This is a genomic window from Cobetia sp. 14N.309.X.WAT.E.A4 (genome assembly GCF_030397495.1).
GTDB classification, from domain to species: Bacteria; Pseudomonadota; Gammaproteobacteria; order Pseudomonadales; family Halomonadaceae; genus Cobetia; species Cobetia marina.
The window spans coordinates 113,757-127,246 of the sequence record NZ_JAPNXT010000002.1 but is presented as its reverse complement, the minus strand read 5'-3'; the positions used below and the strand labels follow the sequence as shown (position 1 = coordinate 127,246).

At 63.2% G+C, this 13,490-nt stretch carries 10 protein-coding genes and 4 tRNA genes; 6 read left to right on the top strand and 8 right to left on the bottom strand.

The window, feature by feature from the left end; all coding sequences use genetic code 11:
* Window positions 1-151 precede the first annotated feature (151 nt).
* Window positions 152-1,267 carry a pyridoxal-phosphate dependent enzyme gene (locus tag OW493_RS03905; protein WP_289863338.1) on the bottom strand — a complete coding sequence of 372 codons (1,116 nt, stop codon included), beginning with the start codon at window positions 1,265-1,267 and terminating at the stop codon, window positions 152-154.
* 218 nt (window positions 1,268-1,485) lie between these two features.
* The gene (locus OW493_RS03900; protein WP_084209413.1) at window positions 1,486-3,513 is read right to left on the bottom strand and encodes an NADPH-dependent 2,4-dienoyl-CoA reductase; all 2,028 of its coding nucleotides are present in this window, start codon (window positions 3,511-3,513) and stop codon (window positions 1,486-1,488) included.
* Window positions 3,514-3,831: 318 nt separating this feature from the next.
* On the opposite strand from OW493_RS03900, the gene OW493_RS03895 reads away from it, so the two are divergent.
* A complete protein-coding gene (locus OW493_RS03895) occupies window positions 3,832-4,947 on the top strand; it encodes an AraC family transcriptional regulator (protein WP_289863337.1) in 1,116 nt (371 codons plus the stop codon).
* Window positions 4,948-5,134: 187 nt separating this feature from the next.
* Here the strand turns inward: OW493_RS03895 and OW493_RS03890 are convergent.
* The 5 genes from OW493_RS03890 to OW493_RS03870 form a co-directional block, all read right to left on the bottom strand.
* A tRNA-Asp gene (locus OW493_RS03890) sits at window positions 5,135-5,211 on the bottom strand.
* Between the two features lie 4 nt (window positions 5,212-5,215).
* A tRNA-Val gene (locus OW493_RS03885) sits at window positions 5,216-5,292 on the bottom strand.
* A 50-nt stretch (window positions 5,293-5,342) separates the two neighbouring features.
* Window positions 5,343-5,419 (bottom strand) — tRNA-Asp (locus tag OW493_RS03880).
* 77 nt (window positions 5,420-5,496) lie between these two features.
* Window positions 5,497-5,572: transfer RNA gene (locus OW493_RS03875), tRNA-Val, on the bottom strand.
* Window positions 5,573-5,786: 214 nt separating this feature from the next.
* The gene (locus OW493_RS03870; protein WP_289863336.1) at window positions 5,787-6,617 is read right to left on the bottom strand and encodes an alpha/beta family hydrolase; all 831 of its coding nucleotides are present in this window, start codon (window positions 6,615-6,617) and stop codon (window positions 5,787-5,789) included.
* Between the two features lie 150 nt (window positions 6,618-6,767).
* On the opposite strand from OW493_RS03870, the gene OW493_RS03865 reads away from it, so the two are divergent.
* From OW493_RS03865 to fnr, 4 genes are all read left to right on the top strand, one after another.
* Window positions 6,768-8,207 carry a cbb3-type cytochrome c oxidase subunit I gene (locus OW493_RS03865; protein WP_289863335.1) on the top strand — a complete coding sequence of 480 codons (1,440 nt, stop codon included), beginning with the start codon at window positions 6,768-6,770 and terminating at the stop codon, window positions 8,205-8,207.
* Complete coding sequence (locus OW493_RS03860) at window positions 8,204-8,863, top strand: cbb3-type cytochrome c oxidase subunit II (RefSeq protein ID WP_289863334.1); 660 nt, start codon at window positions 8,204-8,206, stop codon at window positions 8,861-8,863. The genes OW493_RS03865 and OW493_RS03860 overlap by 4 nt, the downstream gene beginning before the upstream one ends.
* On the top strand, window positions 8,860-9,138 hold the full coding sequence (locus OW493_RS03855) for a hypothetical protein (RefSeq protein ID WP_084209417.1): 279 nt from the start codon (window positions 8,860-8,862) through the stop codon (window positions 9,136-9,138). The genes OW493_RS03860 and OW493_RS03855 overlap by 4 nt, the downstream gene beginning before the upstream one ends.
* A 356-nt stretch (window positions 9,139-9,494) precedes the next feature.
* Window positions 9,495-10,244 carry a fumarate/nitrate reduction transcriptional regulator Fnr gene (gene fnr / locus OW493_RS03850; RefSeq protein WP_077378772.1) on the top strand — a complete coding sequence of 250 codons (750 nt, stop codon included), beginning with the start codon at window positions 9,495-9,497 and terminating at the stop codon, window positions 10,242-10,244.
* Between the two features lie 97 nt (window positions 10,245-10,341).
* On the opposite strand, the gene OW493_RS03845 is transcribed toward fnr, so the two are convergent.
* Entirely contained in the window at window positions 10,342-12,840 is a 2,499-nt protein-coding gene (locus OW493_RS03845; protein ID WP_289863333.1) for a fatty acid cis/trans isomerase, read from the bottom strand.
* A 307-nt stretch (window positions 12,841-13,147) separates the two neighbouring features.
* On the opposite strand from OW493_RS03845, the gene OW493_RS03840 reads away from it, so the two are divergent.
* Window positions 13,148-13,420, top strand: coding sequence for a hypothetical protein (locus tag OW493_RS03840; RefSeq protein ID WP_240499614.1), 273 nt, complete (start codon window positions 13,148-13,150; stop codon window positions 13,418-13,420).
* The last annotated feature ends 70 nt before the right edge of the window (window positions 13,421-13,490 follow it).

Genomic DNA, 13,490 nt, shown 5'->3' with positions numbered 1-13,490 from the left:
AGAGCAAGGGGTCACCTTGCCCGATGAAACGAACGCGGTACCCGGGATGGCAGGCACCACAGTAGAAATCCCATCATAACAGCGCTGCATGCCGCCGCCAGCCATGATCCGACGCGACCATCACGACGGGACGGCCATGCAGGAAAATCCCTCAGGCAGCATCGAGAGCCGGGTACCCTCTGCGCCCCTGCAGACCGCCCGTATGCAGAACCCGTACACGAGTCCCGGGGGCGATCATCCCGTTGGCGAGGTGGTGGGCCAGTGAGGCAAACAACTTGCCGGTATACACCGGCTCGACCTGCAACCCGGTCTCGGCCTCGAAGCGTTGGATGAAGTCGATCAACCAGGCGGGTGCCTTGGCGAAGCCGCCCGCCTGCGCTCCCAACCACAGCCCCCACTCCGGTGTCTTCTGCTCACTGCCGCCGCTCCGGGCCAGCAGACGACGCACACGGTGATAGAGCTGATCTCCGTGATTCATGGTCGGGACGCCAATCACACGCAGACCATCACGCTCCCCCAGCGCGCTCAGAACACCCGCCAGCGTGGTCCCGCTGCCGCAGGCCATCAGTACCAGCTGGGGCGCTGGCTCTCCGTTGCAAGGTGTCACCAGCACCTGTGCCAACGGCTCGAGCCCCGCCCCCCCCTCCACGCTGCCCCCACCTTCCGGCACCCACAGAGCATCACTGAAGCGGGCGGAGAACCCGGGCTGGTCGCGCTGTTTGTATTCCGCCCGTGAGATGAAGTTCAGGTGCATGCCGTTGGCCATGGCATCCTTCAGCGTCGGCGTCAGCGGAGCTTCCGGATGCCCACGCACCAGGCCATGCGTCGCCACCCCCAGACGCGCCCCGGCAGCCGCCAGAGCATGCAGGTGATTCGACCAGCCGCCGCCACAGCTGATGATGCCTCGCCCCTCGCTGAGCGCTCGCGCCAGTGGCAGACGCAGCTTCCATGCCTTGTTGCCGGATATCTCGGCATCCAGGGTATCGGCCCGCAGGCATTCGACCACCACCCCAGCCTCGCGGGCCACGCGCCAGTCAAGACGCTCCACCCGTGGCAGGGTGAACAGCTCGAGCAGTGCTTCCAGGCCGCCCTCTGCCGATGAGGAGTCGGCCTCGAGCGAGACGATCGGCGAGGCCGCGACAATCGCTGAAGACGCGACAGCAGCAGGAGAGGAGAGCGCGCCTTGAGGCGCGGACAGGACCGTGGCGCCATCCGGCGGCAGAGTCTCGTCGGTGGATTGGCGAGAAGCGGCTGCGTGCGATGACATGAGCGAGTCCCATCGTGGTGATGCGCCGTGAGAACGGCAGAGGGCGGAGAGACGACAAGGCCATCACGGCCGTCATTGTCACGCAGACACGACGGCCGTGATGGCCACTCTCAGTCTAGGCAGAGCTTCGGCTCAACTCAACGCTGAATATCCCCATCTCGCCGACACTCGCTCCGCCACGAAAGGCGCCCCGGCCAGCCGAGACTCCCGGGAGCGGGCTAGAGGGCTGCGGCCGCCATGGTGCCCTGCGCGATGGCGCGCTTGGCATCCAGCTCAGCGGCTTCATCGGCGCCACCGATGATGTGCAGCTCGATCCCTGCCGCCTCCAGGGGCGCCTTGAGCTCCAGCACCGACTCCTGGCCGGCACACAGCACGATACTGTCGAGCGCCAGATGCTGGACCTTGCCATCAATGCTGACGGTCATCCCCTCGGCATCGATGGACTGATAATCGCAGCCCGCCACCATCTTGACTCCGCGCTGCTTGAGGGTGGCCCGGTGCACCCAGCCGGTCGTCTTGCCCAGATGCTTGCCCGGCTTGGAGGTCTTGCGCTGCAGCAGCCATACCTCACGAGGGCTCTCGCCGGGCGTCGGTGTCTTGAGACCGCCGGCGGTGCTGACCGAGAGATCCACCCCCCACTCCTCGCACCACAGCTCGCCATCCAGCGAGGGTGACGGCTCACGATGCGTCATCAACTCCGCCACATCGAATCCGATGCCTCCCGCACCGACCAGCGCCACACGTCGCCCCACTCGCTCCGGAGCACGAATCGCCTCGCCATAACTGAGCACCTGGCCACGCGAGATGCCCTCCTCGATACCGGGAATCGCGGGCGTACGCGCACGCACGCCACTGGCCAGGATCACGGCATCGAACGCTGCCAGCATCTCCGCGGTGGCACGCGTATTGAGCCGAACCTCGACACCATTGCGTGCCAGCGCCTCGTTGAAGTAGCGCAGTGTCTCGTCAAACTCCTCCTTGCCCGGAATGCGGCGCGCGAAATTGAACTGCCCGCCGACTTCCGCCTGCGCCTCGAACAGCACCACCTCATGACCACGCTCTGCCGCGGTGACGGCCGCCGACAGACCTGCTGGACCACCTCCGACCACGGCGACACGACGCACGCGGCGGGCAGGCTCGATCACCATCTCGGTCTCGTGGCAGGCTCGCGGGTTGACCAGACATGAGGTCAGCTTCATCTGGAAGGTGTGATCAAGACACGCCTGGTTGCAGGCGATGCAGGTGTTGATGATCGCGGCATCATCCGCCTGCGCCTTGCTGACCCACGCCGGGTCAGCGAGGAACGGACGCGCCATCGACACCATGTCGGCATGTCCCTCCGCCAGTACCGACTCGGCCACGTCCGGCATGTTGATGCGATTGGTGGTGATCAGCGGCAGACTGAGCTCCGCCTTCATGCGCTGGGTCAGTCCGGTGAAGACGGCACGCGGCACACTGGTGACGATGGTGGGCACTCGTGCCTCATGCCAGCCGATCCCGGTATTGATGAGGCTGGCACCGGCCGCCTCGATGGCCTTGCCCAACGCGACCACCTCGCTCCAGGTGCTGCCCTCATCGACAAGATCCAGCATCGACAACCGATAGATGATCAGGAAATCCTCGCCCAGTGCCGCGCGGATGCCCGCGACGATCTCCACCGCCAGACGGATGCGATTCTCGAAGCTGCCACCGTATTCATCCTCACGCTGGTTGGTCCGTCGACAGATGAACTGGTTGATGAAGTAACCTTCGGACCCCATCACCTCGACACCGTCATAGCCCGCTTCGCGTGCCAGGGTGGCACAGCGTACATAATCCGCGATCTGGCCTTTCACTTCCTCGGTGCTCAGCGCCCTCGGCATGAAGGGGTTGATCGGGGCCTGAATGGCAGATGGCGCGACCTGATCCGGAGAATAGGCATAGCGACCGGCATGCAGGATCTGCAGGCATATCCGCCCGTCCTCGGCATGCACGGCATCGGTCACTTCACGATGACGCTGCGCCTCCTGCGAGGTGGTCAGCTTGGCCGCCCCCTGCATGACCGCGCCCTCCGGGTTCGGGGCGATCCCTCCCGTGACGATCAGGGCGACACCATGACGGGCACGCTCGCGATAGAAGGCCGCCAGGCGCGTGAAGCCATTGGGAGCTTCCTCGAGCCCGGTATGCATCGACCCCATCAGCACGCGATTCTTCAGCGTGATGTGTCCCAGCTTCAGCGGACGGAAGATATTCGGATAGGCAGTCATGGCGCTTGCTCCTTGCCGTCGCACTGGCGTGGCCGTCAACCGGACCCCGGGACACCAGCACGCGGAACTCATCAGGTCGTCATTGTCATCTTGTCGCCTTGCGTTGCTCGTGCACGTTGGCGGTAGACACGTCAGGGCGACGCACACCCAAGGCAAACAGTCGTATGAATCTCGATACGCTCAGTGTAGTGCATCATCGCTTGCACTCAATGCGCCTGGAGGACACATTGATATCCTTGCAGGACATGCCCTGAGCAATATCCGGCCGACGGCAAGCCTCGCGCTTGTCTCCCCGACCTCTCGACACGAGCCAGCCCCATGCAATTAGGAGAAGTCTCGGTCAGCCTGGCGCACCTCGTTGCACGTGCCCTGGACGCGCGCAACGTGCACGCCGAGCCCATCATGCAGCCCTACACGGGCTGGCCGCTGCCGGACGACGGAGATGCCCGGATCGGCATCGCTCGCTACATGCGTCTGGGCCACGCCGCCATCACTGCCAGCGGTGATGAACTGTTCGGCCTGGAGATGGCCGCTCAGATTCGCCCGGGAGACTTTCTGCTCCCCGGACTTGCGTGTGCCTGCGCCCCCACTCTGGCGGCAGGGCTGACGCTGCTGTGCGAGGCTGAGGCACTTTACAGCGACAACAGTCGTGGGTATGTCCATTTCGAGCGCCAGGCCACCGGCGGCTGGCTGAACTTCTACTCCCTCGCTCCCTACAATGCCTACAACCGCTTCGTGGTCGACAGCGTGCTGGGAGGCTGGTGGCATCTGGCTCGCCAGCTGAGTGGCGATGCCTTGAGCGATGCATCGCTCGAGATCGATTACACGACCCCCCGCTCGCCGGAGGACAGCTCTCCGCTCACCCCCTCACCAGACGATATGCATGAGCAGACGGAGAAGCGCTGGCGCTGGCGATATGCCCGACGCCTGGGCCTGCCTGCGAGCCAGTTGCACTTCGCGACAGGGCGCAATCGGCTGTGGCTGCCAGACAGAGTATTGAACGCCCCTACCGTGCAGGCAGCACCGGTTGCCTTTGCCCAGCTTCGTCAACAGATCACGGAGCGACTGGAGAGCCGTCAGGGCCCTCATGACACGCTGTCACGCACACGACGTGCCATTGCCATGCGGCTTTCGGGGCGCGCACCCGGACGCGACGAGATCGCAGCGGCCCTCAATCTGCACCCGCGTACCCTGGCCAGACGACTCGCCGCCGAAGGCTGGCACTACGAGGGGCTGCTGGATGACACACGCCGCGCACTGGCCGAGCGTTATCTGCGCGACACCCATCTGAGCCTGAAGGAAATCAGCTGGGTACTGGGATTTGCCGGTCCGGAAAGCTTCCAGCACGCCTGCAAGCGCTGGCACGCCAAACCACCGGGTGCATGGCGCAGACAGCACCGCGCATCAAGCCGAACGGGTAGCTCACGGACCTGAAACACGAAGAAACGTCGAACGGGGGACAAGGGGCGCCCAAAAGGAAGGCAACAGCGAGGAAGGCAACAGCGAGGAAGGTAACAGCGAGGAAGGCAACAGCGAGGAAGGCAACAACGAGCATCTTGCTGGCCAGAAACGCGAAAACCCGAGCACGAGGGCTCGGGTTTCACGAATTCTGTAGATCGAGTGGCGGACTGGACGGGACTCGAACCCGCGACCTCCGGCGTGACAGGCCGGCATTCTAACCAACTGAACTACCAGTCCACATTGGTGGGTGATACTGGATTCGAACCAGTGACCCCAAGCATGTGAAGCTTGTGCTCTAACCAACTGAGCTAATCACCCAACACATACGATCCGTGCTGCAAGCAGCGGTGACATCGCGTCATTCTGAATGGCGGACTGGACGGGACTCGAACCCGCGACCTCCGGCGTGACAGGCCGGCATTCTAACCAACTGAACTACCAGTCCACTGCAACGTTTGCTTCTGCTGACGAACCAGGCCATTTAATCAAGTAACGCTTTGATAAGCAATAACTTTTTTCAAATGGTGGGTGGTACTGGGTTCGAACCAGTGACCCCCAGCTTGTAAGGCTGGTGCTCTACCAACTGAGCTAACCACCCCTGTCTCGTTGGCGCTGCATTCTACGGAATCCGCCCCATGAGTCAATACTTTTTTTACAGGAAGTTTCAGAATACTCCTCGACAGGGTCTTGATAAGACTGGATTTTCCCAGCACCACTCACCTGTAGCCCAGCAACCATCAGCATTGTGTCAACATTCTGACATCAGGATGCCACGAGGGAGAAAATTCGTGTCGCTCATGGATTGACACCCATCAGCGCAATGCAGGGTGTGCAAGGATCGCTGCCACCGCTGAGCGAATCAGTCCCTCACGCGTCTTGCCGCTCGCCTTGCGAGGCTTGAAATCATGCTCGCCATCCTCCAGCCAATGCAGGCTGATGGTGCATGGCAATCCGTAACCTTCGACTTCCTCGCGATGACCAAAGGGATCTCGCGTGCCCTGGCAGATCACGCCCGGGGCATTGATGGCCGCCAGATGCCCGGTTCGCAGCGTGTCCGGTTTGCCGGTCGGGTGAAAGGGATAGCCCAGTGCATACCAGCCCAGGGGCGACATCCGGCGCGGGCCTGATGAGGGGGCTGGCATGCCTCGCCCCTCCAGCTCCTGCATCACATGCGAGGCCACGCGACTCCCCATGGACTTGCCACCAAGCAATACCGGGCATGTCGCCAGAGACGCCCTGGCGGCAAGACTGGCGGCCAGCGCCTCATGCCAGCGCGTCATTTCCTCGATCAGCCCGGGCAGCCGCGGCGGCGGACGACGGCGCGCCTCGCAGCGCATCTTGACGAGATAGGCGAAGTCGAATCCCAGCCATGCCGCCCCCTGGTGCACACAGGCCTTGCCGAACTGCTGATGGAAATCGGTCTCGCGTCCGGCGCCCGCCCCATGGGCATGCAGCAGAATCACCTGCCGAGGGCTGCCATGAATCTCCAGCGGACCGAACGAGGCCACCCAGCCTCGCCAGGGGCCGCGCGCCGCCAACGCCTCCTCTGACAGCTCCAGACGCTTTTCCAACTCATCGGCGATGGCGTCAAAGGAAGCGACCTTGAAACCTTCCTCGGCGTAGGGGGTGGGAACGGCCGCCACATTGGACGCATCCCGATCTTCGTCCGATGATGAAGTGACAAGAGACACTCAGTGTCCTCCCTGGTAGCTGAAATGAATGCTGAATCGTCTCGTGAGTCGTGCTCTCTTCAGGAGAGCACATCGCTGTTCACTGCATGATGAGGTCATGACATGGGCACAGCACCTGATGGAGCAGGCGCCTCTCACGAGGTGATTCGCCAATTTGGCACGACGGCCATTCTTTCAGGCGCCGTCAGTCTATTGCTGGCGGTATGGCTGACCGCCGTGCAGTTGTGGCCAACCCTGGCCCCGCCCATCGCCTGGCTGAGCCATGGCCGTCTCGCCATTGTGCAACAGCATCTGCTGCTCTTCGGCCTCGGCGGCTCGGCATTGATTGCCAGCCTGTATTCACTGGTCAATCATGACACGCAAGCCCGGCCGGGCCAGCGGCGTCTCCAGCGGTTCACGCTGCAGGCCTGGCAGACGATTCTCGTGCTTGGCAGCATATCGATTGCCGCGGGCTTCGCGTCGGGGCATGGCCAATCCGAATATCCCTGGCCACTCAACCTGTTGATGCTGGCAGTGTGGATCGCGGTCGCGTGGCTCTTCCATGTCAACTGGAAGGCAGGACCGACAGCGCGCCTGCCCGTGGCTGGCTGGTGCTTCATTGGCTGTCTGGTGATGATACTGATGCAGCATACCCTGCTGTCACTGGCGGTGCCCCTGGGCCCGCTGACATCGTTACCCATGTTCTCAGGCAGTCTGGACGCGCTGCTGCAGAGCTGGCAGAAGGGAATGCTGCCCGGCGGCATGCTGGCACTGGGCTTCATTGCCATGGCGTATCAGGCACTCTCGGGACTGACCCGCCAGCCCCTTCACTCTCACCGTCTGGCCATCATCAGCTTCTGGCTGCTGGTATTGCTGCTGCCCTGGAGCGGTGCGGTGCTGCTGCACGCCAGTGCCCTGCCCCAGTGGAGCCAGGCGCTGGGAATGGCGATGGGGCTCCTGCTGCTGGCGCCGGGACTGGCCATTCCTCTCAACGGCCTGCTGACTCTCAAGGCGGACTGGCCCTCCCTGCGCCATCATCCTCAGACCTGCCTGCTCGGCGCGGCCCTGCTCTTTCTGGCCATCAGCGTGATAGAGCATGTGGCACTGTCCATCGCTCCGCTCAACGACATGACCTTCAGCGCCGCCGGCAGCCTCTCGCCGGCCGGCACACTGGGCGTCATCGGTCTGGTCAGCGTGCTCATGCTCTACCGTGTGCGGCTGCCTGAAGCACCCTCGGCGCTGATCATGACCCACGCCTGGCTGGCCATCGCCGGCACGTTGCTCTGCATCGCTGCCAGCTGGACCACCACCCTGCTGCAGGGCAGCCTGTGGCATGCCGTAGACGCAGAGGGACAACCGCTGCACTCCCTCGCCGACGTCCTGGCGGTGGCTCGCCCGCCGATGCTGATGACGCTGGTGGGGCTGAGTTGCTGGGCACTCGGCCTGCTGCTGATGGCAGCGTATCTCCTGCGCGCCTCCCGCCGTCCCATCACGCGCCCCTCTACCCAGCGCGCTCATCACCACATCGGGGATTCACACGCTCGGGGGAGGACACCGGCATGAGACACGTACTGCTCGAACGGCATCCGGGCCTGATGGCCGCGCTCTGCGTGATGGCGGCAAGTGTCGGCGCGCTGGCCCAGTTGCTGCCTCTGGGGTTTCAGGAGGCAGGGCAAGAAGTGACACCGCTGGATGCGCTGGCGCTGGAGGGACAGCGCCTTTACCTGCGGGAAGGCTGCCAGCAATGCCATACCCGAATGGTGCGGGATCTGCCGGGAGACCAGGCGCGCCATGCAAGCCGGGACGCCGCCTCCCGCCACCTCATGGAGCGACCGGCCCTGTGGGGCAACGCTCGTCAAGGCCCTGACCTGAGCCGCCTCCCGGCGGAACATGATGAGGCCTGGCAACGCCTGCACCTGTACTCGCCGCGCCACAAGGTGGCGGATTCCAGCATGCCGGCCTACCCCTGGCTGTTCGAGCACGCCCTGAGCGGCGAGGGTGTCGCCGAGCGCATGCAGGCCCTGCAGACGCTTGGCGTACCCTACCGAGACGACGAGATCCTCGCGGCGCCCGCCCAGGTACGCGGCAAGGCCGAGGCGACCGCTCTGCTGGCCTATCTTCAACAGACGGATCCCCCTCGGCACTCATCCGCGACAGCACCCGACCCGACAGGGGAGACACTCGCCACACTGACACTGACGACAGGAGCTGCACCATGAACCTGCTGGCAAACGTCGATCTGCCACTGTTCTGGCAGGCATGGATCAGCATGCTCACGCTGGGCAGCCTGGCCTTCTGCACGCTGTTGCTTGTCGGGCTTCGCTCGCGCAGCACCTCACCCGATGATGACCTGCAGGGAGATGGGCCAGGCGACGAACACCGCATTGACGGCACCCCTCAGCCGGACAGGCCGCTGCCGCTGGTCTGGAGTCTGCTGTTTCTGCTCACACTGCTGGTCAGCATGGGGCAGATCGTCATGTCCTTGAGTGGATGATGTCACCTGGCTCTCCCGAGTCGGATGAGGCAGGGCGTCGCAACCTGCCCCTTCGGGAGGTTCTGCGTCTAGAGTCATGCAGGACATCACGACACAATCAGAATTATCTAATATAATGCGCGCGATTCACGGAGCACTTCACATCCCGCCCCACAGGACGGGAACCCGTTCTGGGAAGTGCGCCTGACAGGTATCATTGACGGACAGCACCGACAGGCAGCAGCGACTCAGTCCATGAGGATGCTGCCTCTCCGTACAGGACCATGGAATCGCCCTGTACCAGGTGTCGCACCCGGACACCCCCACCCGAAACCCGCTCCCCACGAGTTTCGGCGTAATGCCCCAGGAGAGTCACCATGACGGCCCAGACAACGGCATCCCATCGATTGCGTGCGCATGAAGCACGCTGTCAGACCTGCTCGCTCAGCTCACTGTGTCTGCCGCTGGCACTGAACATGGAAGCCATCGACCAGTTCGACTCCATCATTCGGCGCCGCGCGCCGCTCAGAAAGGGCGAGGTTCTCTTCACCCAGGGCGAGCCCTTCGACTGCGTCTTCACGGTGCGCTCAGGCAGCCTGAAACAGATCAACACCGAGAACAGTGGCACGGAGCAGCTCACCGGTTTCTTCCTGCCCAGCGAGCTGGCTGGACTGGATGCCATCGACAGCAATGCCTACCCCGGCAGCGCCGTGGCACTCGAGACCACGACCGTGTGCGAGATTCCCTTCGATCGCCTCGATGCGCTTTCCGCCCAACTGCCGGAACTGCGCACCCAGCTGTTCAAGAGCCTGAGCAAGGAGCTGCATGAGGATCGTCGGATGATGATGCTGCTGTCGCGCAAGACGGCAGATGAGCGCCTGGCCAGCTTCCTGGTCAACCTCTCTCAGCGCTTCCGTCGCCGCGGCTATTCGCCATACAGTTTCCGTCTTTCCATGTCCCGCGCCGACATCGGCAATTACCTGGGACTGGCCGTGGAAACCATCAGCCGTATCCTGACGCGTTTCCAGGCTCAGGGGCTGGTGGATATCCAGGCGCGCGAGGTCCATATCCTGCACCTGGATGGCCTGATCGAGCTGGCAGAAGGAGAGTGTCAGGGCGGTCGCTGACCCCCGTGATGCCATCTCTCTCACCACGAAGGCCCGCCACATCCTCATGTGGCGGGCCTTCGTGTTTTCCAGACAGCGCCAGGCGGCTCGGAGACGCTCAGCGATTCTGCAGACGGTTGTAATCCAGCAACCCGGCCTCGACGGGACGATCCGAATAATTGGCACGCAGCACGCTGTCCGAGAACTGCCAGAAGCGTGGATCGGTGCGCCGCATTCCGATATCGGCCATCAGCTGTCGATAGTCCGCCTCATCCTTGAGCACGGCGACCCGCCGAGCCAATCCCTGCAGCGACTCGGGTGTCAGATGCCAGAAGGCATTCGGATAATCCCCGGCCACGCCGCGCAGCACATCCAGCGTATCGCGCTCAGGACGCCGATTGGCTTCCTCGTCGAACAGACTGGTGATGTTGGCATGAGCCGAGTTGCGCAGCACGCTGAACAACTGTGGGTGCTCGCTTCCCTCACGTTCCAGCGCAATGATGGTGACTTCCGGCAGCAGGCTGGCCGCCAGACCACTCACCTCGCTCAAGGCCTTCAATTCGCGGCGCACGGCATCATCCTCCAGCGTCTCCAGGCTACGCTCGTGGACAAGTTCCGGCGCCAGGCGCTCGCGCAGGCGGCGCATCAGCCCAATGCGCGCCTTCTCCGGTGAGGAAAGCTCTCCCGGTGTCCAGACGATATCGCTCGGGGCATCAAACTGGGGCGGCTTCTTGAACAGCAGCTTTTCCAGCCCAGAATCCACATCCTGATACCAGCTGTCATGCACTGCCTGACGCTCGCCGGCAGGCAGAAGCGCCAGCAGGTTGTTCTCGCCTTCCATGCGCAGGAAGTCCATGTACAGGCGCGTGGTCAGCTGGTGGCCGAGGTTGCCATAGACATCGAAGCCGGCCACCAGCAGGTAATGGATGCGCTCAAGCATCGGGTAATCGATCACCCAGGCCGTCTTGGGCACATTGCCGACCAGCCCTTTCATCACGGCAGCGTTGTCGAAGTGACGATAGACCGTCAGGGCGGCATTGGGGTTGTGATCGCCACCCTCGCCGCCTTGCCAGCCGCTGCCGTCCCACAACAGCTGCATGTCGAGACGCAGATTGCCGTCCTCGTAGGCCTGCATCATCAGCTTTTGCTTGGCCTGCAGATAGGCCTGCTGCTTGCGCTCGAACTTGATCCACGAGGAGATGGGCAATGCATTGCTGCTCTGCTCGGCAGGCAGGCTGAGATTCTCGCCCTCCCGTGCCAGGGTGCGCTCGACCTGCGGCAGGCTGAACAGTGATGGATCGGTGAAACTGACCCAGAAGTGGTCATTGATGACGTCCACGGCCACCTGGCCACGACAGACCGGCCCCTTGATGAAGCCCATGATGGTGTTCTGCGATTCATCCAGCATGAAGCGGTAACGTGACTCGGCAGGGATCGCCTCGAACGTCAGGAAGGGATTGGACGCCGTCTTGAGGTCATAGCCAGGCAGGTCATCCACCGTATAGTCCGGCGCGAGGAACAGCGACTGCCAGCGCTCCAGGCGCGCGTCACTCAGCGAATAGGGCAGATGATTCTTGGCCAGGATCGTCGAGCGCTCCTGCCATAGACGGTAATAGACGCGAGGACGCCCGGCCTCGTCATGCGGCATGACGTCACGACCATCTCCGGGATAGGCGGCGTAGGGAGCGTCATAGGGGCGGCGCGAGGAGATGCGCTGGATGGGCTCGCCGGGCGGCGTACTGGAGCGCACCAGCGAGAAGAAGATCGGCCGGCCATTGGCTCCCTTGACCTCGGGGAAGTAGAGGTGCGTCAGGAACAGGTGCTCGTAGATGTAGCGACTCATCAGCCGCTGCTTGAGGCTGTCACCATTGAGGAAGGCTTCCACCTGCTGAATCCGTGGCACCAGGACCTCAGACACCGGGCGCACCTCGGTCATCGGCGAGCCCTGCGCCAACCAGTTGACCAGCGTACGGTGCTCCTCATCACTGATCTGCGGCAGCGCATACGGCATGCCCCAGTCCGGATGATCTTCCGCGAAGGCATCATAGCGCTCGATGGGCGCGCACACCTGACTGCGATTGAGCGACAGATCGAAGCGGTCTTCCGGCAGCAGGCCTTCCTCCGTCACCGGCAGGGGTTGCTTGCGCTTCTGGCTCAGCGAGCGGAACAGCACACTGCCTTCCAGATTGGCGAGCGCCGAGTCGTTGCGCTCGTTGAGCACCGGCGAGAAGTTCATGTCACGCCATTCAGCGGTGCTGTCGGCATCCTCGAACAGACGCGTCAGATTGGCCGCCAGCAAGCGGGTGCCGTCATAGACAGGAGCGGGATTGATACCGCGGTCGATCCCGGCCGCCGAGGACATCTTGAGCTGGCACGGGGCGTCATAGCAGCCATGGCAGACCACGCAACGCGTCTCGAGGATCGGTTTGACCTCATCTTCCCAATGCCTCCCCGCCAGACTATCGCCGGACACGACGCGATCGCGTGGCTCGGGCGTCCCGAAACGCGCATCCAGCTGATGCACGGTGACGGCGCTACATCCTCCCAGCAACAGGATGACGAGGATGCTCCAGCGCCAGCGCGGGGTATGCCACAGGCGTCGAAGGGAGTTCAGCATGCAAGGCTCCATAAGCAGAGTACGAGACCGATGGACGGATCGGCCATGAGGCAGGCGGGGCCCGCTGCACACTGCTTCGACAGAGCACAGAAGACATGACAGGCACACAGTATGCCACGAGCAGAATAGCGTCTTTCAGAGGGTTTTCGCGCTCCCGGTCAAATTCTCGAGCCGCGGTGCATCCACCTTCACGCCGGCGACGTAAGACTCAATGACCCGGCAACGAGACCTGACTGGCCGGGTGGATATCTGCATCGAACCTTGCTCAACAACCAGAAAAAACGGGCTCGCCCGAAAGGAAACCATCATGACCATGAAGAAGACCGTGACTGCCGCCACCTTTGCCGCTGCTGCCGCTGCACTGTTCTCCACCGCCGCCCTGACCTCCATGTCCGTGCAGGCGGCTGACAACGCCGTGAAGTGCTCCGGCATCAACTCCTGCAAGGGCACCTCCGAGTGCGCCACCGCCACCAGCGCCTGCAAGGGCCACAATGCCTGCAAGGGTCAGGGCTGGTCTTACACCGCAAGTGCCGAATCCTGTGTCGGCGCTGGCGGCGAAGTCATCTCCGGCAAGAGCTGAGCACTCGAGATGAGGGCACCGTCACCCAGGTAACGGTGTCGCCAGGAGTCCCTGGACACAACGGGAGGAC